Annotated in this window: 22 protein-coding genes and 1 pseudogene; 19 read left to right on the top strand and 4 right to left on the bottom strand. The window is 72.2% G+C overall.

Going from position 1 to position 24,932, the window contains the following annotated elements:
* Positions 1-77: 77 nt before the first annotated feature.
* The 5 genes and pseudogenes from rplK to ABD285_RS00825 form a co-directional block, all read left to right on the top strand.
* On the top strand, positions 78-509 hold the full coding sequence (rplK, locus tag ABD285_RS00845) for a 50S ribosomal protein L11 (RefSeq protein ID WP_284255617.1): 432 nt from the start codon (positions 78-80) through the stop codon (positions 507-509).
* 2 nt (positions 510-511) lie between these two features.
* A complete protein-coding gene (gene rplA, locus ABD285_RS00840; RefSeq protein ID WP_284253369.1) occupies positions 512-1,201 on the top strand; it encodes a 50S ribosomal protein L1 in 690 nt (229 codons plus the stop codon).
* 211 nt (positions 1,202-1,412) lie between these two features.
* Positions 1,413-1,949 carry a GNAT family N-acetyltransferase gene (locus tag ABD285_RS00835; protein ID WP_344199469.1) on the top strand — a complete coding sequence of 179 codons (537 nt, stop codon included), beginning with the start codon at positions 1,413-1,415 and terminating at the stop codon, positions 1,947-1,949.
* A gap of 35 nt (positions 1,950-1,984) precedes the next feature.
* A complete protein-coding gene (locus ABD285_RS00830; protein ID WP_284253368.1) occupies positions 1,985-2,674 on the top strand; it encodes a Pr6Pr family membrane protein in 690 nt (229 codons plus the stop codon).
* Positions 2,671-3,216 (top strand): annotated as a pseudogene (locus tag ABD285_RS00825) (DUF998 domain-containing protein); the annotation flags it as partial. The gene ABD285_RS00830 and the pseudogene ABD285_RS00825, both read left to right, overlap by 4 nt.
* Positions 3,217-3,306: 90 nt before the next feature.
* On the opposite strand, the gene ABD285_RS00820 reads toward ABD285_RS00825, so the two are convergent.
* Entirely contained in the window at positions 3,307-3,921 is a 615-nt protein-coding gene (locus tag ABD285_RS00820) for a YqaJ viral recombinase family protein (RefSeq protein ID WP_284253367.1), read from the bottom strand.
* A gap of 104 nt (positions 3,922-4,025) precedes the next feature.
* Here ABD285_RS00820 and ABD285_RS00815 point away from each other — a divergent pair, with 104 nt between their 5' ends.
* The 6 genes from ABD285_RS00815 to rplL all read left to right on the top strand — a co-directional run bounded on the left by ABD285_RS00815 (position 4,026) and on the right by rplL (position 9,435).
* The gene (locus tag ABD285_RS00815) at positions 4,026-4,766 is read left to right on the top strand and encodes a response regulator transcription factor (protein ID WP_344199464.1); all 741 of its coding nucleotides are present in this window, start codon (positions 4,026-4,028) and stop codon (positions 4,764-4,766) included.
* Positions 4,767-4,816: 50 nt separating this feature from the next.
* The gene (locus tag ABD285_RS00810) at positions 4,817-5,680 is read left to right on the top strand and encodes an NAD-dependent epimerase/dehydratase family protein (RefSeq protein WP_284253366.1); all 864 of its coding nucleotides are present in this window, start codon (positions 4,817-4,819) and stop codon (positions 5,678-5,680) included.
* Positions 5,681-5,735: 55 nt separating this feature from the next.
* Positions 5,736-7,196, top strand: a complete 1,461-nt coding sequence (locus tag ABD285_RS00805) for a sensor histidine kinase (protein WP_344199462.1) — start codon at positions 5,736-5,738, stop codon at positions 7,194-7,196.
* Between the two features lie 44 nt (positions 7,197-7,240).
* Positions 7,241-8,275, top strand: a complete 1,035-nt coding sequence (locus tag ABD285_RS00800; protein WP_344199460.1) for a hypothetical protein — start codon at positions 7,241-7,243, stop codon at positions 8,273-8,275.
* A 213-nt stretch (positions 8,276-8,488) separates the two neighbouring features.
* Positions 8,489-9,004 carry a 50S ribosomal protein L10 gene (gene rplJ / locus ABD285_RS00795; RefSeq protein WP_344199458.1) on the top strand — a complete coding sequence of 172 codons (516 nt, stop codon included), beginning with the start codon at positions 8,489-8,491 and terminating at the stop codon, positions 9,002-9,004.
* A gap of 38 nt (positions 9,005-9,042) precedes the next feature.
* Entirely contained in the window at positions 9,043-9,435 is a 393-nt protein-coding gene (gene rplL / locus ABD285_RS00790) for a 50S ribosomal protein L7/L12 (RefSeq protein WP_284253362.1), read from the top strand.
* A gap of 382 nt (positions 9,436-9,817) precedes the next feature.
* On the opposite strand, the gene ABD285_RS00785 is transcribed toward rplL, so the two are convergent.
* Positions 9,818-11,449 carry a helix-turn-helix transcriptional regulator gene (locus ABD285_RS00785; RefSeq protein WP_284253361.1) on the bottom strand — a complete coding sequence of 544 codons (1,632 nt, stop codon included), beginning with the start codon at positions 11,447-11,449 and terminating at the stop codon, positions 9,818-9,820.
* Positions 11,450-11,603: 154 nt separating this feature from the next.
* On the opposite strand from ABD285_RS00785, the gene ABD285_RS00780 reads away from it, so the two are divergent.
* From ABD285_RS00780 to ABD285_RS00760, 5 genes are read left to right on the top strand one after another with little or no spacing between them, the layout of a single operon-like run.
* A complete protein-coding gene (locus ABD285_RS00780; RefSeq protein WP_284255615.1) occupies positions 11,604-13,499 on the top strand; it encodes an ABC transporter ATP-binding protein in 1,896 nt (631 codons plus the stop codon).
* Positions 13,500-13,539: 40 nt separating this feature from the next.
* A complete protein-coding gene (locus ABD285_RS00775; RefSeq protein ID WP_284253360.1) occupies positions 13,540-14,901 on the top strand; it encodes a cystathionine beta-synthase in 1,362 nt (453 codons plus the stop codon).
* Between the two features lie 31 nt (positions 14,902-14,932).
* On the top strand, positions 14,933-16,108 hold the full coding sequence (locus ABD285_RS00770) for a cystathionine gamma-synthase (protein ID WP_284253359.1): 1,176 nt from the start codon (positions 14,933-14,935) through the stop codon (positions 16,106-16,108).
* Between the two features lie 31 nt (positions 16,109-16,139).
* A complete protein-coding gene (locus tag ABD285_RS00765; RefSeq protein ID WP_344199454.1) occupies positions 16,140-17,420 on the top strand; it encodes an APC family permease in 1,281 nt (426 codons plus the stop codon).
* A gap of 53 nt (positions 17,421-17,473) precedes the next feature.
* Positions 17,474-18,490, top strand: coding sequence for a LacI family DNA-binding transcriptional regulator (locus ABD285_RS00760; protein ID WP_284253357.1), 1,017 nt, complete (start codon positions 17,474-17,476; stop codon positions 18,488-18,490).
* A 22-nt stretch (positions 18,491-18,512) separates the two neighbouring features.
* Here ABD285_RS00760 and xylB read toward each other — a convergent pair whose 3' ends face one another.
* Positions 18,513-19,928, bottom strand: a complete 1,416-nt coding sequence (gene xylB, locus ABD285_RS00755; protein ID WP_344199451.1) for a xylulokinase — start codon at positions 19,926-19,928, stop codon at positions 18,513-18,515.
* Between the two features lie 91 nt (positions 19,929-20,019).
* Positions 20,020-21,210 carry a xylose isomerase gene (xylA, locus tag ABD285_RS00750; protein WP_284253356.1) on the bottom strand — a complete coding sequence of 397 codons (1,191 nt, stop codon included), beginning with the start codon at positions 21,208-21,210 and terminating at the stop codon, positions 20,020-20,022.
* A gap of 110 nt (positions 21,211-21,320) precedes the next feature.
* Between xylA and ABD285_RS00745 the strand changes: the two genes are divergently transcribed.
* Genes ABD285_RS00745 through ABD285_RS00735 form a run of 3 tightly spaced genes read left to right on the top strand, consistent with a single transcriptional unit; the run spans position 21,321 to position 24,930 of the window.
* Positions 21,321-22,352 (top strand): LacI family DNA-binding transcriptional regulator, encoded by a 1,032-nt coding sequence (locus tag ABD285_RS00745; RefSeq protein WP_344199449.1) that lies wholly within the window; start codon positions 21,321-21,323, stop codon positions 22,350-22,352.
* Positions 22,352-23,515 carry an ROK family protein gene (locus ABD285_RS00740; protein ID WP_344199447.1) on the top strand — a complete coding sequence of 388 codons (1,164 nt, stop codon included), beginning with the start codon at positions 22,352-22,354 and terminating at the stop codon, positions 23,513-23,515. Before ABD285_RS00745 ends, ABD285_RS00740 begins: the two co-directional genes overlap by 1 nt.
* Positions 23,512-24,930 (top strand): GH1 family beta-glucosidase, encoded by a 1,419-nt coding sequence (locus ABD285_RS00735; protein ID WP_344199445.1) that lies wholly within the window; start codon positions 23,512-23,514, stop codon positions 24,928-24,930. Before ABD285_RS00740 ends, ABD285_RS00735 begins: the two co-directional genes overlap by 4 nt.
* Positions 24,931-24,932 lie beyond the last annotated feature (2 nt).

Genomic DNA, 24,932 nt, shown 5'->3' with positions numbered 1-24,932 from the left:
CGACTCCCCACCACTGCCAGGAACCGCCTGGTTCGTGGAAGCGCGCCGTCACGGTGCACGACGAGAAAGGCAGCCTCATGGCGCCCAAGAAGAAGGTGACGGGGCTGATCAAGCTCCAGATCCAGGCCGGTCAGGCCAACCCCGCTCCGCCGATCGGACCGGCTCTCGGTCAGCACGGCGTGAACATCATGGAGTTCTGCAAGGCCTACAACGCGGCCACCGAGAACCAGCGCGGCAACGTCATCCCGGTCGAGATCACCGTCTACGAGGACCGCTCGTTCACGTTCGTCCTCAAGACCCCGCCCGCCGCGGAGCTCATTAAGAAGGCCGCCGGCGTGCAGAAGGGGTCGTCGACCCCGCACACGGTGAAGGTCGCCAAGCTCTCCAAGGAGCAGGTGCGCGCCATCGCCGAGCAGAAGCAGGTCGACCTCAACGCCAACGACATCGAGGCGGCGGAGAAGATCATCGCGGGCACCGCCCGGTCGATGGGGATCACGGTGGAGGCGTAACCATGGGCGTCAAGAGCAAGGCATACCGCGCCGCCGCCGAGAAGATCGAGGCCGGCAAGTACTACGAGCCCGCCGAGGCCGTGTCGCTCATCAAGGAGACGGGCTCGAAGAAGTTCGACTCGACCGTCGAGGTCGCGCTCAAGCTGGGCGTCGACCCGCGCAAGGCCGACCAGATGGTCCGCGGCACCGTCATCCTGCCGCACGGCACGGGCAAGACCGCCCGCGTCATCGTGTTCGCGACCGGCCCGGCGGCCGAGGCGGCCATCGCCGCGGGCGCCGATGAGGTCGGCGGCGCCGAGCTCATCGAGAAGGTCGCCGGCGGCTACACCGCCTTCGACGCGGCCGTGTCGACCCCGGAGCTCATGGGCCAGGTCGGGCGTCTCGGCAAGGTGCTCGGCCCGCGCGGGCTCATGCCCAACCCGAAGACCGGCACGGTGACCCCGAACGCGGCCAAGGCCGTCGAGGAGATCAAGGGCGGCAAGATCGAGTTCCGCGTCGACAAGCACGCCAACGTGCACTTCGTCATCGGCAAGGCCGGGTTCACCGCCGAGCAGCTCGGCGACAACCTCCGGGTGGCGCTGGACGAGATCCAGCGTGCCAAGCCGAGCGCCTCGAAGGGCCGCTACATCCAGAAGGGGTCGCTCTCGACCACCTTCGGACCCGGCATCCCGCTCGACGTCGCGGCCCTGTAGACGCCGCAGCAACACGACACGAGGGGCTCCGCCGAGGCGGGGCCCCTCGTGTCGTATCCGGCGCCGTCACGCCGCGCGCGACGTTCGCATCACACGGCGCGGGTGCACGTGCCGGCGTGATGCGAACGTGGGCGCTCGACCGCGTGAGGGTGCTCCGCCGACCGGGTCGACGCGCGGCGACGGCGGCACGCCGGCCGCTAGCGTGGAGGGCGTGAGTCTGGTCATCCGCACCGCCTACGCCGCCGACGCGGCAGACCTCGCGGCGGTCGCCGCCGCGACGTTCCCTCTCGCGTGCCCGCCGCATACGACCGAGGAGGCCAAGGCCGACTTCATCGCCCGGAACCTGAGCGAGGCCTCGTTCCGGGGCTACCTCGACGACGCCGCGCGGGACCTGTTCGTCGCGGAGCTCGACGGCCGGGCGGTCGGCTACACCATGCTCATCGACGGCGAGCCCACCGATCCGGATGTCGCGGCCGCGATCACGACGCGCCCCACGATCGAGCTCAGCAAGGTCTACGTGCTCGCCGACGCGCACGGCTCCGGTGTCGCCTCCGCGCTGATGGCCGCGAGCCTCGACGCCGCACGCGAGCGGGGCGCCGCCGCGGTCTGGCTCGGCGTCAACCAGGAGAACGCGCGCGCGAACCGCTTCTACGAGAAGAGCGGGTTCGCGCTCGTCGGAAGCAAGCGGTTCCTGGTCGGCGACCGGTACGAGGACGACTTCGTGCGGGAGCTGGTGCTCCGACCCTGACGCGCGGCCCGTCGCCGCCCGATAGCATGCGAGCCATGCGAGCGCTCTTCATCGTCGTCCGCCTGGCCGGCGCGCTCGCGATCATCGCGGCGATCGTGGCGCAGCTGATGCGCAGTCACGAGGTCTGGACCCGGCTCGGCATCCGGCACATCGAGAACCTCTTCGTCAACTTCTTCTCGTACTTCACGATCGACTCGAACGTCGGCACCGTCGTGGTCTTCGCCATCGGGGCGGTCATCCTGTTGCGCCGGCTCGACGACCCGCGGTGGTTCGGCATCCTGCGGGCGTGCGTGACCGCGTACATGGCGACCACCGGGATCGTCTACAACATGCTGCTGCGCGGGGTGAACGTGTCCGAGGGGCAGGTGGTGCCCTGGTCGAACGAGATCCTGCACGTCGTCGGCCCGCTGCTGGTCGTCGCCGACTGGCTGCTGGCGCCCGGCCGGCCGCGGCTGGAATGGAAGACGATCGGCTGGGTCGTCTCGTTCCCGATCGTGTGGGCGCTGTACACGATGATCCGCGGCCCGCTCGCCTACAACGACGTCGCGCAGCAGCGCACCTGGTACCCGTACCCGTTCCTCGATCCCGGCCTCGCGCCGGAGGGATACGTGACGGTCGCCTTCTACATCGTCATGATCGCCGCGATCATCGGCGGTGTCGGCGCGGCCGTCGTCTGGGTCTCGCGTCGCCGGCAGCGCTGGCCGCTGCCCGCGAGCGCCGGATGACGCTCGGAACTCGCGAGCGGATCGTCGCGGGCGCCGGCACGGCGATCGTCGCCGCGGCCCTCGTGCTGCTCTGGGTGATCCGGCTGCAGATGCCGCGCGACCTCTACGTCAGCGAGCTGGGGGCGACGGGCATGCCGACGGCGCGGCCGTTCGAGGTCTTCCTGCTGCTCATCGTGGCGGGCGGCTCGCTCGTCGCGTGGGCCGGCCGCAGCATCCGGTCGCGTGCGCGCCTCATCGGACGCTGGGCGCCGGCCATCTCGCTCTGGATCGCGTGCGGGTTCTTCCTGATCGACTCGCAGGTGACCTGCTCGGCCGGATGCCCGGTGCCGGTGCCCGGGCCGTTCTTCACCTGGCAGGACTTCGTGCACACGAGCGTCGCGGTGCTCGCGTTCGCGGCCGCGGCCGTCGCGATCCTGCAGTGCGCCTTCGCCGACGGCCACCGGGCGCTCCGCCGCCTCTCGCTGATCTGCGCGATCGGCGTCGGGCTCATCTCGGCGGTCGGCGGGCTCATGTCGCTGTTCGACTTCTACTCCTGGTTCGGCAGTCGGCTCGAGCTCGTGGCGACGACGATCGGGCTCGGATGGGTGGTCGTGTTCGGCGCCGCGCTCGCGGTCGGCGGGCTGCGCGCGGGCTCAGCGTCGACGCTGCATCGCGTCGAGCAGTCGGTCGGCCAGCACGACCAGCCGGTGGATCTCGTCCTCATCCCGATCGACCCACCGCACCTCGGGCTCGGCGCCGACCGGCACGAACGCGTCGTGCTGCTCCCAGACGACGAGCGTGCGTTCGGCACCGAGCACGTACTGCTGCCACCACACCTGCCGCAGATAGTGCCGGGGGATCCGGCGCCACGCTGAGTTCGTGGTCTTGATCTCGCACAGCTCGAGCCGGGAGCCCTGCTCGCGCAGGCCGTCGGGCGTGGCGAGGTGCAGCGGCTGCCCGTCGGCGTGGAACAGCGCGGTGGAGGGCTGCATGCCGTACACCCGGCGCGCCCAGTGTCCGATCTCGGGCTCGCGCAGTCGTCCGTGCGCCGTGTACGCGTTGCCCGAGAAGCCGGTGCCCAGCAGCTTCTCGATCGCGAGAACGCGCACCGCGTGGTCGCCCGTGAGCCGGGCGACATCGGTCGCCGTCACCCCGTGCGCCCGCGCCTTGAGCCATGCGACGCGATTCCTCGCGTCGGCGACGACGCGCTCGGAGTGGTGCCGCGGCGGCTCGTCCCACAGCGAGAGCGTGGGCTGCTGCAGCGACATACCCACAGTCTCACCCTCACGACCGTCGTCCGCGCGCACCGCCACCCGGCGTGCGCGAAGGGGACTCTCAGTGCGCTCATAGGAGCAGGAGAGGAGATAGGGGGGTGACATCCCCTCAGGCCGCGCCCCCCGCCCGCCTCACCCGCGCCGACGGCTCACCGGTGCGCGCCCTCGTCGTGGACGACGAGGTCTCGCTCGGCGACCTGCTGCAGATGGCGCTGCGCTACGAGGGATGGGACGTCAAGACGGCGACCGGCGGCCAGCAGGCGCTCACGATCGCACGGCAGTTCAAGCCGGACGTCGTCGTGCTCGACGTCATGATGCCCGACCTGGACGGCATGGAGGTGCTGCACCGGCTGCGGTCCGAGGGCGACGTGCCGGTGCTGTTCCTGACCGCGAAGGACTCCCTCGACGACCGGATCGCCGGCCTCACCGCCGGCGGAGACGACTACGTCACGAAGCCCTTCAGCCTCGAGGAGGTCGTGGCGCGGCTGCGCGGGCTCATCCGGCGCAGCTCGCGCATCGTCTCGGACGCCGTCGACCCGGAGCTGCGCGTCGGCGACCTGCTCCTCAACGAGGAGAGCTACGAGGTCTCGCGCGGCGACACCCCGATCGAGCTCACGGCCACCGAGTTCGAGCTGCTGCGCTACCTCATGCGCAATCCCCGCCGTGTCCTCAGCAAGGCGCAGATCCTCGACCGGGTCTGGAGCTACGACTTCGGCGGTCGGTCGAGCATCGTCGAGATCTACATCTCCTACCTGCGCAAGAAGATCGACTCGATCGGGCAGCCGATGATCCACACCGTCCGCGGCGTCGGTTACCTCATCAAGCCCGCGAATTCCTAGCGGCTCCCGACCGATTCGCCGAAAGCCCTTTCGGTTGTCAGACTGACCCCATGCGGATCGCAGTCACCGGAGGTAGCGGCAAGCTCGGACGCACGGTCGTGCGCGTGTTGCGGGAGGCGGGGAACGAGGTGTTCAACCTCGACCAGGCGCCCCCGCCCGGCGGCGGCCCCGGCGACGTGATCCGGATCGACCTGACGAACGCGGGCGAGGTGGCCGACGCGCTCTCGGGCGTCGACGACCGCTACGAGTCGCTCGACGCCGTCGTGCACCTCGCCGCGATCCCGGCTCCCGGCCAGCGATCGAACACCGCGATCTTCCACAACAACATCCTGAGCGGCTTCAACGTCTTCGAGGGCGCCCGCAAGGCCGGCATCAAGCGCATCGTGCACGCCTCGAGCGAGACCGTGCTCGGCCTGCCGTTCGACGTGCCGCCGCCGTACATCCCGGTGGACGAGGAGTACCCCGCCCAGCCGAACTCGACGTACTCGCTGGTCAAGCACCTCGAGGAGAAGATGGCGATCGAGCTCTGCCGGTGGGATCCGGAGCTCAGCGTCACCGGCATGCGGTTCTCCAACGTCATGCTGCCGGAGGACTACGCGGCGTTCCCGTCGTTCGACGACGACGCGATGAAGCGCAAGTGGAATCTCTGGGGCTACATCGACGCGCGGGATGCCGGCCAGGCGATCCGCAAGGCGCTCGACGTGCGCACCCCGGGCTACGAGACGTTCATCATCGCGAACGCGGACACGGTCATGAGCCGGTCGAGCGCGAGCCTCGCGGCGGAGGTGTTCCCCGACGTGCCCGTCACCAAGGAGCTCGGCGAGCACGAGACGATGCTCTCGATCGACAAGGCGCGGCGGCTGCTGGGGTACGAGCCGGAGTTCAGCTGGCGCTCGCCCAGCCAGGAGGTCTGAGCCCGGTCTTGCCCGCCTCACAGGGTCTGCATAGCCGGGGCGGCAGACTCGGAGGATGACCGTACGCCGCCTCGCGCCCTGGTCGCTGCAGCGACGGCTCGTGGTGGGCATCCTGGGCCTGCTGCTCCTCGTGAGCGCCGCGGTGGGAGTCGGGAGCGTGCTCGCGCTGCACCAGAACCTGCTGACGCGTCTGGACCAGCAGGTGGGCATCTCGTTGCGGGCCGCGTCCAACGGTCCGATCGGCGCCTCGGGGGCCGGCGAGGGGCTCGGTCGCCGGGTCGGGAGCATCTACTACCTCGTCGCGGACGGGCAGGGTGTCATCACCGCGAGGTACACCGACGAGAACGGCGACTTCAGCACCCTCAGCGACGCGCAGGAGAAGGTGCTCGACGCACTCACCGGGCCGGATGACGTCCCGGTCACGGTCGATCTCGGCGGGTCGCTGGGATCCTTCCGCGTCGCTCACACCGCCGTGGCCGGCACGATCTCGCAGCAGCCCTTCCGCGGCACGCTGCTCGTCGGGCAGAGCCAGTCCGAGGTCGACACGACGACCGCGAACCTCGTGCTCATCTTCCTGCTCGTGACGGTGCTCGCGCTGCTCGCGGCGGGGGCCGCGACCGCGATCATCGTCCGTACCGCGTTGCGACCGCTGGCACGCGTCGCCGAGACCGCGACGCGCGTCGCGGAGCTCCCCCTCGACAAGGGCGAGGTGGCGCTCGCCGACCGCGTGCCCGATCGCGACACCGATCCGCGGACCGAGGTGGGTCGGGTCGGCTCGGCCTTCAACCGGATGCTGGGACACGTGGAGGACGCGCTCGTGTCGCGCGAGCAGAGCGAGAACAGGGTGCGGCAGTTCGTCGCCGACGCGAGCCACGAGCTGCGCACGCCGCTCGCGTCGATCCGCGGCTACTCCGAGCTGACCCGCCGCGGCGGCCACGAGCTGCCGGACGACGTCGTGCGCTCGATCGGCCGGATCGAGTCGGAGTCGATCCGGATGACCGCGCTCGTCGAGGACCTGCTGCTGCTTGCGCGCCTCGACGCCGGACGCGAACTCGTGCTCGGCGACGTCGACCTCGTGCCGATCGTGGTCGACGCCGTGAGCGACGCGCACGTCGCCGGCGGCGACCACGAGTGGCGGCTGCTCGATCCGCCGGCCGAGCCGGTCGTCGTGCGCGGCGACGCGGGTCGGCTCCATCAGGTGGTCGCGAATCTGCTCGCCAACGCGCGAACGCACACCCCCGCCGGAACGGTCGTCGAGATCGGGCTGACCGTGGAGGGCGACGAGGCCGTGCTGAGCGTGGCGGATGACGGCCCCGGCATCCCGGAGGGTCTCCAGCCCGTGCTGTTCGAGCGCTTCGCCCGCGGGGATGGCTCCCGATCGCGCTCGGCCGGGAGCACGGGACTCGGGCTCGCGATCGTCGCGGCGGTCGTCGACGGTCACGGCGGCACGGTGCAGGCCGTGAGCCGTCCGGGCGACACCCGGTTCGCGGTGCGCCTGCCGCTGCGGCGGCAGTGACAGGATGGGCCGTGCTCCGGTTCCCCCACCCGAAGGCGCACCCGATGCCCGCGTCACGATTCGCCCGCCTGCTCGCCGGCCCGGCACTGCTCGCGCTCGCCGCGCCGGTCGCCGTCGCGCTCCTGCTCGCCGGACCGGCGGCTCCCGCCCGGGCGAGCCTCGGCTCCGTGCCGGTCGTCGTGAGCGACTACGTCGCCGACGGCTCGCTGCAGGCGCGGTTGCAGCAGCTCTACGGTCCCGGTACGAAGGGCGCCGGAGTCGACTTCGACTCCACGACGAAGACGGGCGACATCACCCGCGTGTGGGAGTGGACCGCTGATCGCTACGCGCACCCCGCGAGCACGCACCCGATCCAGCTCACCAACTACTGGATCGTGGCGATCACGATCTCGGCGAAGCCGGTCGGCGTGGCCGCCGTGTGGATCAACCCCAAGACCGACGGCCCCGACCTGGCGCAGTTCACGGCGTCGTCCGCGCTCGCGGACGCGCTCGCGAAGGTGCCGGCGAACGCCGCGCTCGTGCACGATTCGGCCGCTGCGGCATGGTTCGCCGTGGCGGGGAAGACCGCCGACCCGCTCGTCGCGGGGCGTTCCGGCGTGACGGCTCCGACGCAGGTGGCCGACCTGAAGCTCGCGAAGCCGGGCGCGCCGCCGGCCCCGGGAGGCGATCCCAACACCGGGATCGGGCTCGCGGTCGGACTGCTGGTGGTGCTGGTGATCGTCATCGTCGTGGCGCTCGTGCTGCCCGACAGGCTCAGGAGAGCGGCCCGACCGCAGGCCGTTCCGGAGGCCGGGGTCGTTCCGCAGGCCGAGGACCTGCCGGCGATGACACCCGAGCCCGCTGAACCGGAACCCGTCGAGGCGCAGGCCGCGCCGAAACCTCCGGCGAAGAAGGCGGCGGGAGCGGGGCGGACTCCGGTGTCGCAGAAGCCGGCGGCGTCGAAGCCCGGCGGCACGAAGCCCGCGGCGACGAAGCCCGCGGTGTCCAAGCCCCCCGCTTCCAAGCCCCCGGCATCGAAGCCGCCGGTGCGCAAGCCGCGACCGCCGAAGGCACCGGACGACGGGCATCCGGCCGCCTGAGCTTTGCGGGCGGCGCGATCTTCGTCTACTGTGGTCGAGGCCGAAGACCGCTGGTCTCCGTCGTGCCCGTACGGGCGAGACGGACGAAGTCTCTCAGGAGAGCCCGCGCAGGTGCGTGAAGTGACATCCCATTCGGGAATCAGCCTCGTGCGCGTGCGCGCCGGGGCTTTTTTGTTGGACTCCGGTCGGCGCAAGCAACGATAGAGGAGTCCCATGGCGACCAAGGAAGCCACCGTCGCCGAGCTCGCGGGCAAGTTCCGCGACTCGAACGCGGTCGTGCTCACCGAGTACCGCGGACTCACGGTGGCGCAGCTCAAGGAGCTGCGCGGCACTCTCCGTGAGGACGCGAGCTACGCCGTGGTGAAGAACACGCTGACCAAGCGCGCGGCCAACGAGGCGGGCATCTCCGTCTTCGACGACCAGCTCGCCGGCCCGTCGGCCATCGCGTTCGTGCACGGTGACACCGTCACGGTCGCGAAGGCGCTGCGTGACTTCGCCAAGGCGAACCCCCTCCTCGTGGTGAAGGGCGGCTATTTCGACGGCGCCCCGCTCACCGCGTCCGAGGTGGAGAAGCTCGCCGACCTGGAGAGCCGCGAGGTGCTGCTGGCCAAGCTGGCCGGCGCGATGAAGGCCTCGCTGTTCCAGGCCGCGTACATGTTCAATGCCCCCCTCGCGCAGGCCGTTCGCACGGTCGACGCGCTGCGGGCCAAGCAGGAGTCCGCGGCCTGATCGCCGCGGCGTAGACACAGAGAAACTAGGAGACAGACATGGCCAAGCTCAGCACCGACGAGCTGCTCGACGCGTTCAAGGAGCTCTCGCTCATCGAGCTCAGCGACTTCGTCAAGAAGTTCGAGGAGACCTTCGAGGTCACCGCCGCCGCCCCGGTCGCGGTCGCCGCGGCCCCGGCCGCCGGTGGCGCCGGTGGCGCCGCGGAGGAGGTCGAGGAGAAGGACTCCTTCGACGTCGTCATCGAGAGCGCCGGCGACAAGAAGATCCAGGTCATCAAGGAGGTGCGCACCCTCACGAGCCTCGGCCTCGGCGAGGCGAAGGCGCTCGTCGACGGCGCGCCGTCGACGGTGCTCGAGGGCGCCAACAAGGAGACCGCGGACAAGGCGAAGGCCGTCCTCGAGGAGGCCGGCGCGACCGTCACGCTCAAGTAGCGCGACCCGCACCATGAAGGCGCCGACTCCCTCCGGGGAGCCGGCGCCTTCCGCATGTCGGGGCAGTCCGGCGCGGGGAGGTCTCGATACGCGCGTTCCGCGCTACTCGCCCCGCGAATCCGGCCGTCGAGGGGTCTTGATACGCGCGTCCCGCGCTACTCGACCCCCTCGACCCGGCGCCCGCCCCGCGGTCCGCACCATAGCGACCTCGGCGACCGCGCTCACCGAGGTCGCGGAGCGACGCGCGCCGCAGAAGCGGCGGCGCGCCAAAAAGCACAGAGCTGGGCGGGATCCGCGGTAACCAGCCGTGTGATCCCGCCCGGTGTCGTACTCGAGGGCCGGGATCAGGGACGGCCTCACGGATGCAACGAGAGGAATCTAATCATGTACCCCGCGTGTCGTCATTTCGGGGGACGGGTGAATCGCGGGTGATCTCGTGAAGGCCGAGGGTGCGTGCGCGCCGGATGGCCTCCTCCCGGGTCGTGACGCCGAGCTTGCGGTACACCCGCCGCAGGTGGGTCTTGACGGTGTTCGGCGAGATGTACATGGCCGCGGCGATCGCGGAGACGGTCGCGCCGCGTTGCGCCTCGGCGAGGACGAGCCGCTCCCGGACGCTGAGCGGCTCGATCGCCGACGGCGCCCCGTCCGTCGCCCGGCGCGTCTGCTCGATGAGCCGGTGCACCTCCTCCGAGTGCTCGCGCTGGAGCGCCCGCTCGGCGAGGGAGACGAGAACGCCGGCGGGCACCATCCGCAGCGGCGCCCGCGAGCCGGTGCGCGCCATCCCGATGAATGCGAGATCGACGTTGAGGTCGGCCGTCGCGTGGTCGCCGAGTCCGGCGGCCACCGCGCCGCGGAGCAGCCGGGCCTCCAGCAGTCCGCGCACGGCGTGCGCCTCGCCGAGCGCCTCGCAGGCCGCGAGCGCGCGGCCCGCTCCGTGCAGATCGCCCCCGGCGAGCAGGTGCGACGCGAGGTGCACTCCCGGGCACATGACGTGCAGTTCGCCCGGACGCAGGCGCGACAGGATCTCCCAGGCCTCGTCGCCGCGGCCGACCCTCGCGAGCTGGGACGCCCGCACGAGCTCCGCGACGTCGCGCCCGAAGCCGGCGACCTCCCACTCGAGGAACCCGCGGCGCGCGTCGGCGAGGAGGGCGAGCGCCTCGGCGGCACGGCCGAGCATCGCCTGCCGGGTGCCGGCGACGAGCGCCGCGTACGGCTCCCACTCGGTGTGCGCGGCCGCCTCCGCCAGCGCGGCCTCGTCCTCGGCGGCGCCGTCGAGTCCGCGGTCGAGGTCGACGAGCAGCAGGGTCGCCATCGCGGGCACCGCGTAGCCGCTGCGCCCGAGTGTCGAGCCCGCGGCGAGCTCCCGGCTCTCGCGCGCGGAGCGTTCGGCGGCGACGATGTCGCCGAGCACGAAGTCGAGGAGCGCGAGGGCACCGACGCACTCCACGGATTCGGCGCGCCCGAGATAGGTCGCGAGCCCGTGCGCGGTCAGCAGGTGCCCGCGCGCGCTCGCGTACCGGCCGCCGTGCAGGTCGAGCACGCCGCTCTCGAGCGCGTGCCGCACCCGGATCTCCATGGCGCCCGGCACGGGGCCGTCGAGGCCGGCGTCGATGATCGCCTGCGCCTGCTGGAGCTTCGCCCGGGCCTGACCGAGGCGACCGGCGGCACGCAGTCCGCCGGCGTGGCTCACGAGCACCGCGGCGACGGTCTGCGCCGGGGTGGCCGGGTCGGCCGCCGCCGCGTCTTCGGCCGCGGCGAAGTACGCGAGCCCGGCGGCGCCGCGGGGAGCGTCGGAGGAGCGGTAGCTGTGGCCGAGCGCGGCCGCGATGAGCGGGTCGTGCTCCCAGACCTCGGCCGGCAGCCGCCCGACGAGCGCACGGAAGCCGCCGCCCGACTCGGCCGCGAGCCCGAACGCGACGGGGCGCAGGAGCGCGAGAGCGGCCCGGGGATCGCCGCGGTCGAGCTCCGCGGACACATCGGCCTCGATGGCCTTCGGGTCTGGGAACGGGGGCACGACGACTCCTGAACAGGCGAGTGCTGCAGGGGGGCGGACCGTTCCCAGCGCGTCCGTCCCGGGTGGTTCGAGATTCTAATAGCCGGGGTCGGGAACGCCCTCGGCGAACGCCGGGCCTGGGGATGATCGCCCGACGTACTCTCAGCGGGTGAGCATGCGAGGCGGCGGCGGCGTCAGAGGTCGCATCGGGGCTCTCGGGCGTATGGATGCCGCGTCGCAGCGGGCCGAGAACGCCCGGGCCCCGCGGATCCCGCACCTGTTCCGGCGCATCGCGGAGCTGTTCCGCCCGTACCGCGCGCGGCTCGTGACGATGGTCGTGCTCGTGCTGGTGGGGGCGGCCCTCAGCGTCGCGCCGCCGCTGCTGACGCAGCGGGCGTTCGACCTCGGGCTGTTCCCCGACGGCGGGGACCGGGCACCGGATGTGCCGGTGCTGCTCGCACTCGTCGCTGCGATGATCCTGCTCTGGCTCGCCTCCTCGGCGCTCGGCGTCTGGCAGACCTACCTGACGGCGCGGGTCGGCAACAGCGTCATGGGCGCCTTGCGGGTGCGGCTGTTCTCGCACCTGCAGGCGATGGAGCTGGGCTTCTTCACCCGCACGAAGACGGGCGTCATCCAGTCCCGCCTCGCCAACGACGTGGGCGGCGTCGCGGGCGTGCTCAGCAACACGGTGCAGAGCGTCATCGGCAATACGGTCACGGTGATCGCCGCGCTCGTGGCCATGCTCGTGCTCAGCTGGCAGATGACCGTCGTCGCGGTCGTGCTGCTGCCGATCCTCGTGATCGCGCAGCGCCGGGTGGGGCAGATCCGCGCGCGCATCGCCACGCAGACCCAGGAGTCGCTGTCGCAGATGACCGCGATCACGCAGGAGACGCTGAGCGTCTCCGGCATCCTGCTCGCCAAGAGCTTCAACCAGCAGCCGACGGAGATCGGCCGCTACAGCGACGAGAACGACAATCAGATCCGGCTGCAGGTGCGCCAGACGATGAGCGGCCAGTGGTTCTTCGCGCTCGTGAGCGTCTTCCTCTCGGTGATCCCGGCGGTCATCTACCTGGTGGCGGCGTGGCTGATCTTCCAGCACGTCCCGGTCACGGCGGGCACGATCGTCGCCTTCACCACCGTCCAGGCGCGGCTCATGTTCCCGCTCATGGGGCTGCTGCGGGTGGCGCTGGACCTGCAGACCTCGCAGGCCCTGTTCGCGCGCATCTTCGAGTACCTCGACCTGGTGCCGGCGATCCGGGATGCCCCGGGCGCACGTGAGGTCGCGACCGGCCGCCTGGGCAACGTCGAGTTCCAGGACGTCGTGTTCCGCTATCCGGATGCCGCCGTCGACGGTCCGGCGACGTTGCGCGGGGTGTCGTTCCACATCGAGCCGGGCCAGTACGCGGCGTTCGTCGGGCCGTCCGGCGCGGGCAAGACCACCGTGTCCTACCTGGCGCCGCGGCTCTACGACGTGTCGGAGGGCCGGGTGCTGTTCGCGGGCGACGACGTGCGCGAGCTGCGGCACGCGTCGCTCATCTCGTCGGTGGGCATCGTGAGCCAGGAGACGTACCTGTTCCACGCGACGATCGCCGAGAACCTGCGGTACGCGAAGCCCGGCGCCACCCAGGAGGAGCTGGAGGCCGCGGCGCGCGCCGCCAACATCCACGACACGATCGTCTCGTTCCCCGACGGGTACGACACCGTCGTGGGCGAGCGCGGCTACCGGCTCTCCGGCGGCGAGAAGCAGCGCGTCGCGATCGCCCGCGTGCTCCTCAAGGATCCGGCCGTGCTGATCCTCGACGAGGCGACGAGCGCGCTCGACACGGTCTCGGAGCGCATCGTGCAGACGGCGCTCGACTCCGCGGCTCGCGGCCGCACGACGATCGCGATCGCCCACCGGCTCTCGACGGTGGTCGGCGCCGACATCATCTTCGTGGTCGACCGGGGCCGCATCGTCGAACGCGGCACCCACCGCGAGCTCCTCGCGGCCGACGGCGTCTATGCGCGCCTGTTCGCGGAGCAGCTCACCGCATCCGACCCCGTGCCGATCCGCGACGCCGCAGGGGCCTGATCCCCCGTAACGTTCAGCGCCCCGTCATTAGGCTCGACGGGTGGATTACGCCCAGACCGTGCTCGACCTCGTCGGCAACACGCCGCTCGTGCGCCTCAACTCGGTGACCGAGGGCATCCGGGCGACCGTGCTCGCGAAGGTGGAGTACCTGAACCCCGGCGGCTCGTCCAAGGACCGCATCGCGACGCGCATCATCGACGACGCGGAGGCCAAGGGTCTGCTCGGGCCCGGCGGCACGATCGTCGAGCCCACCTCCGGCAACACCGGCATCGGCCTCGCGCTGGTCGCGCAGCAGCGCGGCTACCGCTGCATCTTCGTGCTGCCCGACAAGGTCGGCGAGGACAAGCGCAACGTGCTCACCGCCTACGGCGCCGAGATCGTCGTCTGCCCGACCTCGGTCGCGCCCTCCAGCCCCGACTCCTACTACTCGGTGAGCGACCGGCTGGTTCGCGAGATCCCCGGTGCGTTCAAGCCGGACCAGTACTCCAACCCGAACGGGCCGCTCAGCCACTACGAGACCACTGCGCCGGAGATCTGGCGCGACACCGACGGCACCGTCACCCACTTCGTCGCCGGCGTCGGCACCGGCGGCACGATCTCGGGGGTCGGCCGCTTCCTCAAGGAGCGCAACCCCGCGATCCGGATCATCGGGGCCGACCCCGAGGGCAGCGTCTATTCCGGCGGCACCGGGCGTCCCTATCTCGTCGAGGGGGTCGGCGAGGACTTCTGGCCCGCGGCCTACGACCCTGGAGTCGTCGACGAGATCATCGCGAGCTCCGACCAGGAGTCGTTCGACATGACCCGCCGGCTCGCGCGCGAGGAGGGCCTGCTGGTCGGCGGCTCGAGCGGACTCGCCGTGTCGGCCGGACTCAAGGCGGCCCGCGCCCTGGGGCCCGACGACGTCATGGTGATCCTGCTGCCGGACGGCGGCCGCGGCTACCTCGGCAAGGTCTTCAACGATCACTGGATGCGCTCCTACGGGTTCCTGCCGCCCGAGGAGGGTCGCACGGTCGCCGATGTCATCGGCACGAAGGAGGCGCAGTACGAGGGCCTCGTGCACGTGCACCCGAGCGACACGGTGCGCCACGTGATCGACAAGATGCGCCGCTACAACATCTCGCAGATGCCCGTGCTGGCCGCGGAGCCGCCCGTCGTCATGGGCGAGGTCGTCGGATCCATCGACGAGCGCTCCCTCGTGGAGGCCGTGTTCGACGGGCGCGCGCAGCTCACCGACGCGCTCGCGGAATTCGTCAACCCCGCGCTCGGTTTGATCGGGATGAACGACTCGGTGGAGGCGGCCCGTGCCGCCCTCACCCGGGCGGACGCGCTGCTCGTGACGAGCGAGGGCAAGCCCGCCGGGGTCATCACGCGGCACGACCTGCTCGCGTTCCTGAGCGACTGAGCCGCCGCCCCTTCAGCAGAGAGACCCTTCCGTGCCCGAGCAGCAGCAGTCCGACTTCGCGACCACCGCCATCCACGCCGGGCAGGAGTTCGACCCGAGGACCGGCGCGGTGATCCCGCCCATCTACTTCTCGACGACCTACGTGCAGGACGGCGTCGGCGGATTCCGCGACGGCTACGAGTACACGCGCGGCACCAACCCCACGCGCGATTCGCTGCAGTCCCTGCTCGCCGCGCTCGAGGGCGGCGAGCGCGCGTTCAGCTTCTCGTCGGGGCTCGCCGCCGAGGACGCGCTGCTGCGCGCGATCCTGCTGCCCGGTGCGCACGTGCTCATGGGCAACGACGTCTACGGCGGCACGCACCGCCTCGTCGACCGGGTGCACGTGCCGTGGGGCGTGGAGCTGTCCACGGTCGAGATGAGCGACCTCGACGAGGTGCGGGCGGGCCTGCGCCCGGGCGCCACGAAGGTCGTGTGGGTCGAGACGCCGTCCAATCCGCTGATGAAGATCACAGATGTCGCCGCGGTGGCCGAGATCGCGCATGCGGCCGGCGCGATCGTCGTGGTCGACAACACGTTCGCGACCCCGTACCTGCAGCAGCCGCTCGCCCTCGGCGCGGACATCGTCGTGCACTCGACCACCAAATACCTCGGCGGTCACAGCGACGTGCTGGGCGGCGCCGTGATCGTCAAGGCCGGAGCGCAGCTCGACGGCCTGGGCATCGCCGACCGGGTCGGGTTCGTCCAGTTCGGCGCGGGCGCGGTCTCCGGGCCGATGGATGCCTGGCTCACCGTCCGCGGCATCAAGACCCTCGCGGTGCGCATGGACCGGCACTCGGCCAACGCCGCGCACCTGGCCGAGCACCTCGTCGGGCACCCCCGGCTCGAGCAGGTCTACTACCCGGGCCTGCCCGATCACCCGGGCCACGAGCTCGCGGCGCGGCAGATGCGCCACTTCGGCGGGATGATCTCGGTGCGGCTGGCCGACGGGGCCCTCGCGCGCCGGTTCGCCGAGACGATGACGCTGTTCCAGCTCGCGGAATCGCTCGGCGGCGTCGAGTCGCTCGTCTGCTACCCGGCCGAGATGACCCACGCGTCGGTGAAGGGCACCCCGCTGGAGGTTCCCGACTCCGTCGTCCGGCTCTCCGTCGGCATCGAGGGGCAGGACGACCTGCTCGCCGACGTGCTCGGCGCGCTCGACCGCCTCTGAGCGCGTCGGTGGCGCCCGGCACAGTGGACGGGTGACCGACCGCCCCGCGCATCCCGGCACCGGTCGGCTCGGGCTCCCGACCGCGTCCGCCCTGTACGTCGCCGCGGTGCTCGGCACCGGCATCCTGCTGCTGCCCGGGTTCGCCGCCGCGGCCGCCGGCCCGGGCTCCGTCATCGGGGTCGGCGTCGTGCTCGTGCTCTCGATCCCGCTCGCCGGGGCGTTCGCGGCGCTCGCGGCGCGGCATCCGGATGCCGGCGGGGTCGCGACCTTCGTGCGGCTCGCCCTCGGGCCGACCGCGGCGCGCGCGGCCGGCTACTGGTTCCTGTTCGGGGCGGGCATGGGGGCGCCGGTCGTGGCCGTGCTCGGCGGGTCGTATCTGACGGCGGTGACCGGCATCGACCCGGCGTGGGTTCCGCTGATCGGGCTGCCCTTCCTGCTCGTGCCGATCGTGCTCGCGGTCTTCGGTCTCCGGTTCAGCGGTCGGGTGCAGCTCGTGCTGACCGCGCTGCTGCTCGCGGTCGTCGTGCTCGTCGTCGCGAGCGCCCTCCCGCACGCGCGCCCGCACCCGTTCACTCCCCTCCTGCCGCACGGGTGGGCGGGCGTCGGCGTCGTGATCAGCCTGTTCGTGTGGGCGTTCGCGGGATGGGAGGCCGTGACGCACCTCGCTGCGGAGTTCCGGCGGCCGCACCGCGTCATCCCCCTCGCCACCGCCATCGCGGTCGCCGTGGTCGGGGTGAGCTATCTCGCGCTCCAGGTGGCCACCGTCGTCGTGATGCCGGCGCGTTCGGCGCCGAGCACCGTGCCGCTGCTGGATCTGACCGCCCGCACCCTGCCGGGGGTGGGGCCGGCGATCGTCGCCGCGATCGCGGTCATCGTCGTGCTCGGCGTTCTCAACGCCTACGTCCCGGCGATGGCCAACCTCGCCGCGTCGCTCGGCCGCGACGGGCACCTGCCGCGCTGGTTCGCGCGCGGTGCCGAGGCGGGCGCGGTGCCGCGCCGGGGCGTCGCCCTGGTCGCCGTGGTGTGCCTCGGCTACACGGCCGCGTACTTCCTCCTGCGCATCGATCTCCAGGTGCTCGTCCTCGTGCAGACGAGCTCGCTCGTCGCGGTGTACCTCGCGGGGATGGTCGCCGCGGTCCGGCTGCTGCCGCGGTGGACGCCGGGCTGGTGGATGGCGTGCGCCGGAGTCGTGCTCACCGCCGGTCTGGCCGTGCTCGCCGGCTGGCATCTCGTGGCGCCCGCGGCGCTGGCGCTCGTCGCGGCCGCGGTCACGATCGCGCGTCGGATCCGGTTGCACCGCCGCGGCGGCTGAGGCGTCCGCCAGACTGTCACCGACCACATCCGACGACGAGGCCGGGAACGGGAGTGACCAGACAACCGATCGGTCCCGCGCGGGCGCCGAACATCCGCGACGTCGCGCGCTGCGCGGGCGTCTCGTACCAGACCGTCTCCCGGGTGCTCAACCACTCCGCCGGCATCCGGCCGCAGACCCGGCAGCGCGTGCTCGACGCGATCACCGAGCTCGGGTACCGCCCCAATCAGGCCGCGCGCGCCCTCGTCACGAGCCGATCCCAGGTCATCGGCGTGCTCGTCGCGACCCGCGCCGCGGCGTACGGCGTGCAGAAGATGGTCTACGAGATCGAGGACGCGGCGGGCGACGCCGGCTACCGGGTCGCCATCGCGACCTGCCTGAGCGACGACGTCTCCGTGCGCGACGCCGTCGATCGACTGGTCGCGCAGGCCGTCGAGGCCCTCGTCGTCGTCGGCCCGCAGGCCGGCGTCTTCAACCGGCTCACGGCGCACCCGCTCGCGATCCCCTTCGTCATGGTCGCCTCGGACCGCCACGACGACCTGAGCGTCTCGTTCGATCAGGTCGAGGGGGCCCGCATCGCGACCCGGCACCTGATCGAGCTGGGGCACACCCGCATCCTGCACCTGGCCGGACCCGTCGGGTGGGTCGAGGCGGACGCCCGCATGCGCGGATATCTGGCGGAGCTCGCCGACCACGGCCTCGCCCCGCGGCCGGTGATCCGCTGCGAATGGACCGCCGACTCGGGATACCGGGCGGCGTGCGAGGTCCTCGGCACGACCGACGTGACGGCCGTCTTCTGCTCGAACGACCAGACGGCGCTCGGGCTGCTGCACGCCCTGCACGAGTCCGGCCGGCGCGTGCCGCAGGACGTGAGCGTGATCGGGTTCGACGACGTGCCGGACTCGGCCCATTATCGGCCGCCCCTGACGACCATCCGGCAGGACTTCGCCGTCGCAGGGCAGCGGGCGGTCGGGATGCTGCTGGCGCAGCTGCGCGCGGCACCCCCGCCACCCGCCGACCCGGTCCGCCCTCGGCTCGTGGTGCGCGACTCGACGGCCCCGCCCGGCTGAGTCGCCGAGCTCGAACGCTCGGCTACGCGGGCCGGCGCGCGGCGTACTGCTCGCGGATCACCGGCCGCGTGTCCGGTGCGGGCCGCGCCGCGATCGGCACGTCCCACTCGGGCCGCGTTCCGGTGAGCGCCCACGCCGCCTGCACCGCCGCCCCCAGCGCGACGTACTCGCCCGGCTCCGGCACCTCGATCGGTGCGTCGAACACCTGCGCGGCGATCGCGGCCACCGCCGCGTTCTGCGCGGCGCCCCCGATCAGCAGCAGCCGCTCGGCGACGACCCCCTGGGCGCGCACGGCATCGAGGCCGTCGGCGAGGCCGCACAGCATCCCCTCGATCGCCGCGCGCGCCAGGTTCTCGCGGGTGGTGGACGCGAGAGTCATGCCGAACAGCGTCGCAGTCGCGTCGGGCAGGTTGGGAGTGCGCTCGCCCTCGAACCACGGCTGGACCACGAGGCCGGCGGATCCCGGCTCGGCCGCGAGCGCGAGGTCGCCGAGGCCGGCGTGGTCGACGCCGAGCAGCCGCGCGGCGGCGTCCAGCACGCGAGCGGCGTTGAGGGTCGCGATGAGCGGCAGGAAGTTGCCGCTCGCGTCGGCGAAGCCGGCGGCGGCGCCGGTCTCGTCCGCGATCGGGTCGGTCGTCACCGCGAAGACCGTGCCGCTCGTGCCGATCGAGACGACGACGTCGCCGGGCTTCGCGCCGAGCCCGAGCCCGGCGCCGGCGTTGTCGCCCGCACCGGGGCCGACGACGAGCCCGGCCGGGGCGGCATCCGTCGCGACGGTCTCGCCCGCCCGCTCCGCGGGCCCGAGCACGCGCGGCAGGATCGCATCGTGGCCGAGCGCCGCGATGAGCAGTTCGCGGTCGTAGTCACCGGACGGCGACCAGTAGCTCGTGCCGCTCGCGTCGGAGCGGTCGGTGACGAGCGCGTCGAGGCGCGGCCCGAGCGGTGCCTCGCCTTCGGGTCCGTACCCGAGCAGGCGCCAGGTGAGCCAGTCGTGGGGGAGTGCGACCGCGGCGACCCGCGCCGCGTTCTCGGGCTCGGCATCCCGCAGCCAGCGCAGCTTGGTCGCCGTGAACGACGCGACCGGCACGCTCCCGGTGCGCCGGGCGAGCTCGGCCGCGCCGAACTCCGCGATCAGGTCGCGCGCGGCGGGGGCGGAGCGGGTGTCGTTCCAGAGCAGGGCGTTCCGGATGACGCGGCCCTCGGCATCCAGCACCACCATGCCGTGCTGCTGCCCGCCGATCGAGATCGCCGCGACGTCGTCGAGGCCGCCCGCGTCGGCGATCGCCGCCCGCAGGGCGTCCCACCAGGCGGCCGGGTCGACCTCGGTGCCCTCCGGATGCGTCGCGCGACCGGTGCGCACGATCGCGCCGGTCGCGGCATCCCGCACCACGACCTTGCAGCTCTGCGTCGACGAGTCGACTCCCGCCACGTACGTCATGCGTCCACCGTCCCTCAATGATTGTGCCCAATTGGGGGCCGCGAACGAATCGCAGCCCCCAATTGGGCGCTAGGAAGAGTGCGGCCGCGAGTCAGCGCGCGCCGAGCAGGTGCTCGGTCGCGAGCTGCTGCAGGCGCACGAAGCCGAAGCCCTTGGCGCCGAAGTACGCGTCCGGCTGGAAGTCCTCCCACGCCGATCGGTCCGCGAGCAGGTCGTCGTAGCTCTCGCCCGCGTTCAGCGTCGGGCTGGCGAGCTCGGCGACCTTCGCCGCCTCGAGCGCGGCCTGCACCTCGGGGTCGGCGCGGAACGCCGCCGCTCGCTCCTTGAGCAGGAGGTAGATGCGCATGTTCGCGGCGGCCGAGTCCCAGACGCCGGTCTCGTCCTCGGTGCGGCTCGGCTTGTAGTCGAAGTGCCGGGGCCCGTCGTAGGCGCGCTCGCCGAGCACCCCGCCGTTCTCGAGCAGGTCGACCAGCGCGAACGCGTTGTGCAGATCGCCGTGGCCGAATACCAGGTCCTGGTCGTACTTGATCGAGCGCTGCCCGTTCAGGTCGATGTGGAAGAGCTTGCCGTGGTACAGCGCCTGAGCGATGCCGGCCTGGAAGTTCAGGCCCGCCATCTGCTCGTGCCCGACCTCGGGGTTGAGGCCGACGAGCTCGGGGTGCTCGAGCGAGTTGATGAACGCGAGCGCGTGCCCGACGGTCGGCAGCAGGATGTCGCCCCGGGGCTCGTTGGGCTTCGGCTCGATCGCGAACCGGATGCCGTACTTCTTGTCGAGCACGTACTCCGACAGCAGGTCGACGGCCTCCTTGTACCGCGAGAGGGCCGACCGCACGTCCTTGGCCGCGTCGTACTCGGCGCCCTCGCGGCCGCCCCACATGACGAAGGTCTCGGCGCCGAGCTCCGCGGCGAGGTCGAGGTTGCGCAGCACCTTGCGCAGCGCGTACCGGCGCACCTGGCGGTCGTTGGAGGTGAATCCGCCGTCCTTGAACACGGGTGCCGAGAACAGGTTCGTGGTGATCATCGGCACCTTGAGGCCCGTGGCAGCCAGCGCGGCCTTGAGGCGGTCGATCTCGGTGCGGCGGGCGTCCTCGGTCGAGCCGAAGGCGAACAGGTCGTCGTCGTGGAAGGTCAGGCCGTACGCGCCGAGCTCGGCGAGCCTCTCGACCGCGTGCACGGTGTCGAGCGGGGGCCGGGTCGGCCCGCCGAACGGATCGGTGCCGTTGTATCCGACGGTCCAGAGACCGAAGGTGAACTTGTCGGCGGGGGTGGGCTTGTCGGCCATGGGATTCTCCGAATCACAGCGTCGTGGATGAAACAGGTGGTGGATAAGTCGTTTCCGGCAACATATCACCGCTCCCCGGGCGTGACCAGGCCCCTGAGTAGAGTTGCGCCATGTCGGGCGATACTGTCGAACGTCCCGCGATGACGCGGGCGACCCTCTCGCGCGTGGCGGACGACGCCGACGTCTCGATCTCGACGGTCTCCAAGGTGCTGAACGGCCGCGCCGGCGTCTCGGAGGCCACTCGGCGCCGGGTCGAGGAGCTCCTGCGCGACCACGGCTACAACCGCCGCAACACGCCCCTCACGGTCGCGCCGCTGGTCGAGGTCGTGTTCTCCGAGATCGACAGCGCCTGGGCGATCGAGATCATCGCGGGCGTCGAGCGCACGGCGCGCGATCTCGACCTGAGCATGCTCATCACGGTCAGCGGCGACCGGCACAAGCCGAGCCCCGACTGGATCGAGGGGGCGATGCGCCGCCGGCCGATGGGCGTCATCCTGGTCTTCTCCGACCTGTCGCCGGATCACCGCCATCAGCTGCGCGCGCGCAACATCCCGTTCGTCGTCGTCGACCCCTCGGGGGCCCCCGCGGCGGACGTGCCGTCGATCGGCACCGCCAACTGGTCCGGCGGGTACGGCGCGACCCGGCACCTCGTCGACCTCGGTCACCGCGACATCGCGATCGTCGGCGGCCCGGAGGACATGATGTGCTCGACCGCGCGGCTGTCGGGATACCGGGCCGCGCTCGAGGGGGCGGGACTCGACGTGCGCGCGGACTTCATCGTCGGCACGGATCGCTTCCACTTCGACGAGGGGCTGCGCGCCGGCGAGCAGCTGCTCGACCTGCCGCGGCGGCCGACGGCGATCTTCGCGAGCAGCGACACCCAGGCTCTCGGGGTGTACGAGGCGGCGCGGCGGCGCGGCATCCGGATCCCGGACGATCTCTCGGTCGTCGGCTACGACGACGTCAACGTCGCGCGCTGGGCCGGACCGCCGCTCACGACCGTGCGCCAGCCGCTCGCCGAGATGGCGGCCGAGGCGGTGCGCCTCGTGGTCCGACTGCGCGACGGCGACCAGCCGGATCACCTCCACGTCGACCTGGAGTCGCGCCTCGTCGTGCGCGACAGCACCCGCCGGCTCACCTGATGGCGAGCGGTGCGAGCGGCCTCGACGACGTCCGCCGGGGCAACCTCGCCGCGGTGCTCCGGCTGGTGCATCGGGAGGGTCCGGTGCCCCGCGCGTGGATCACCGCCCAGACCGGCCTGAACCGCTCGACGGTCGGCGGGCTGGTCTCCGACCTCGCCGCGCGGGGCCTCGTGCGGGAGGCCGCCCCGGAGGCCACCAACCGGGTGGGCCGCCCGTCGCCGGTCGTCGCGGCGGACCCGCGTCTCGTCGTGGTCGCGGTGAACCCCGAGGTCGATGCCATCACCACGGCGGTCGTCGGCCTCGGCGCGCGGGTCGAGGCGCACGAGCGCCACGAGCTGGGGCACGTGCCGACGCCGGAGGAGACCGCGGCGCTCGCCGCACGGGTCGTGGCGGGGATTCCCGGGCGCCGGGTGGCGGGGGTGGGCCTCGCGGTCCCCGGGCTGGTGAGCGAGGCCGACGGCGTCGTGCGCTGGGCGCCGCACCTGGGCTGGACCGACGCGCCGCTGCGCGACCTCGTCGAGCGCGCGACCGCCCGGCCGGTGGCGGTCGGCAACGACGCGACTCTCGGCGCGCTCGCCGAGCACCTCTTCGGCGCCGGTCGGGGCGTCGACGACCTCCTCTATCTCAACGGCGGCGCGAGCGGCATCGGCGGCGGCATCATCGTCGGGGGCGCTCCGCTCGGCGGCCACGGCGGCTTCGCGGGCGAACTCGGGCAGAGCCCCGCCGGCTTCGTCGATCCCGCCGACCGCACCTCCGCGCGGGGCGTGCTCGAGGAGGAGGTCGGGCGCGACGGGCTGCTCGCCGCGCTCGGGCTGCCGTCGGCCACCGAGCCGGAGCTCGCGGCGGCCCTGCTCGCGACCGACCGCGCCGATATCCGCGACGAGCTCGCCCGCCAGCGCCGGGTGCTCGCCGCGTCGCTGGCGACCGCGGTCAACGTGCTCGATCCGGAGCTCATCGTGCTCGGGGGGTATCTGGCGACCCTGCTCGAGTCGGATCCCGACGGCCTGCGCCGGCACGTCGAGGAGCTCGCCGTGCCGGTCGCGGCCGGCGGGGTGCGGCTCGCGGCCGCCGGGCTCGGCGATGACCGGCTGCTGGTCGGCGCTGCGGAGCACGCCCTCGGTGCCGTGCTCGCCGATCCCACCTCCGTAGAGTGGGGCGCGTGAGCGACCCCGGCGACGACCGCTACCACCGGCCCGGCACCGAATTCCCGGACGGGTTCCTGTTCGGCACGGCGACCGCGTCGTACCAGATCGAGGGAGCGGTCCGGGAGGACGGGCGCACGCCGTCGATCTGGGACACCTTCAGCCACGCCCCTGGCCGCATCGAGGATGGTCGCACGGGCGACGTCGCCGACGACCACTATCACCGCTGGGAGGCCGACCTCGACCTCATGGCGGAGCTCGGCGCCGGCGCCTATCGCTTCTCGATCGCGTGGCCGCGGGTGCAGCCGGGCGGGTCGGGCCGGGTCAACGAGGCGGGGCTCTCGTTCTACTCGCGGCTCGTCGACGGGTTGCTGGCGCGCGGCATCCAGCCGTGGGCGACGCTCTACCACTGGGACCTGCCGCAGGAGCTCGAGGACCTCGGCGGCTGGACGAACCGCGACACCGCCGCGCGCTTCGCCGAGTACAGCGCGCGCACGGTCGAGGCGCTCGGCGATCGCGTCGCGGGGTGGATCACGCTCAACGAGCCGTGGTGCTCGGCGTTCCTCGGATATGCGGCCGGCATCCACGCTCCGGGTCGCACCGACCCCGCGGCCTCGCTGGCGGCGGCCCATCACCTCAATCTCGCGCACGGGCTCGCGGTGCCCGAGATCCGCCGCGCCGCCACCAACGACCCGACGGTCGCCGTGACGCTCAACCTGCACGTCGTGCGCGCCGCCGACGGCGAGCCCGGCGGGCAGGGCGGCGACGAGGCGGTGCGCCGGGTGGATGCCGTCGGCAACCGGATCTTCCTCGACCCGATGCTGCACGGGCGCTATCCGGAGGACCTGCTCGCCGATCAGCGCGCGGTGAGCGACTTCGGATTCGTGCGCCCGGGCGATCTCGAGCTCATCCACCAGCCGATCGATCTGCTCGGCATCAACTACTACTCGACGAGCCGGGTACGGCTCGCCGACGGCGCCCCCGGCTCACCGGTGTTCCCCTCGACGCAGGGGATCGAGTGGCTGCCGGAGACCGGTCCGCTCACCGCCATGGGGTGGAACATCGACCCGTCGGGCCTCGAGGAGCTGCTGGTGCGCTCGCACGAGGAGTTCGGCCTCCCGCTCGCCGTGACCGAGAACGGCGCCGCGTTCCCCGATCGGGTGGAGGACGGCGCCGTGCACGACGACGCCCGCGTCGCCTATCTGCACCGTCATTTCGTCGCGGCGCATCGGGCCATGGAGCGCGGCGCGGATCTGCGTGGATTCTTCGTCTGGTCGCTCCTGGACAATTTCGAGTGGTCGTTCGGATTCACCAAGCGCTTCGGCATCGTGCGCGTCGACTACGACACCCAGAACCGGCTCGTGAAGGACAGCGGACGTTGGTTCTCGGAACTCGCGCGTACGGGGCGGGTGGGTGAGTACAACGTTGTAGAGTGAGC

The organism is Pseudolysinimonas kribbensis, from assembly GCF_039531715.1.
GTDB classification, from domain to species: Bacteria; Actinomycetota; Actinomycetes; order Actinomycetales; family Microbacteriaceae; genus Pseudolysinimonas; species Pseudolysinimonas kribbensis.
Note: the sequence above shows the minus strand (reverse complement) of the source record. Positions and strands in the feature narration are given on the sequence as shown.

Coding starts and splice junctions, on each gene's coding strand:
- rplK (WP_284255617.1), top strand. CDS start 78: ATGGCGCCCAAGAAGAAGGTGACGGGGCTGATCAAGCTCCAGATCCAG.
- rplA (WP_284253369.1), top strand. CDS start 512: ATGGGCGTCAAGAGCAAGGCATACCGCGCCGCCGCCGAGAAGATCGAG.
- ABD285_RS00830 (WP_284253368.1), top strand. CDS start 1,985: ATGCGAGCGCTCTTCATCGTCGTCCGCCTGGCCGGCGCGCTCGCGATC.
- ABD285_RS00820 (WP_284253367.1), bottom strand. CDS start 3,921: ATGTCGCTGCAGCAGCCCACGCTCTCGCTGTGGGACGAGCCGCCGCGG.
- ABD285_RS00810 (WP_284253366.1), top strand. CDS start 4,817: ATGCGGATCGCAGTCACCGGAGGTAGCGGCAAGCTCGGACGCACGGTC.
- ABD285_RS00805 (WP_344199462.1), top strand. CDS start 5,736: ATGACCGTACGCCGCCTCGCGCCCTGGTCGCTGCAGCGACGGCTCGTG.
- ABD285_RS00800 (WP_344199460.1), top strand. CDS start 7,241: ATGCCCGCGTCACGATTCGCCCGCCTGCTCGCCGGCCCGGCACTGCTC.
- rplJ (WP_344199458.1), top strand. CDS start 8,489: ATGGCGACCAAGGAAGCCACCGTCGCCGAGCTCGCGGGCAAGTTCCGC.
- rplL (WP_284253362.1), top strand. CDS start 9,043: ATGGCCAAGCTCAGCACCGACGAGCTGCTCGACGCGTTCAAGGAGCTC.
- ABD285_RS00780 (WP_284255615.1), top strand. CDS start 11,604: ATGCGAGGCGGCGGCGGCGTCAGAGGTCGCATCGGGGCTCTCGGGCGT.
- xylB (WP_344199451.1), bottom strand. CDS start 19,928: ATGACGTACGTGGCGGGAGTCGACTCGTCGACGCAGAGCTGCAAGGTC.
- xylA (WP_284253356.1), bottom strand. CDS start 21,210: ATGGCCGACAAGCCCACCCCCGCCGACAAGTTCACCTTCGGTCTCTGG.
- ABD285_RS00745 (WP_344199449.1), top strand. CDS start 21,321: ATGTCGGGCGATACTGTCGAACGTCCCGCGATGACGCGGGCGACCCTC.
- ABD285_RS00740 (WP_344199447.1), top strand. CDS start 22,352: ATGGCGAGCGGTGCGAGCGGCCTCGACGACGTCCGCCGGGGCAACCTC.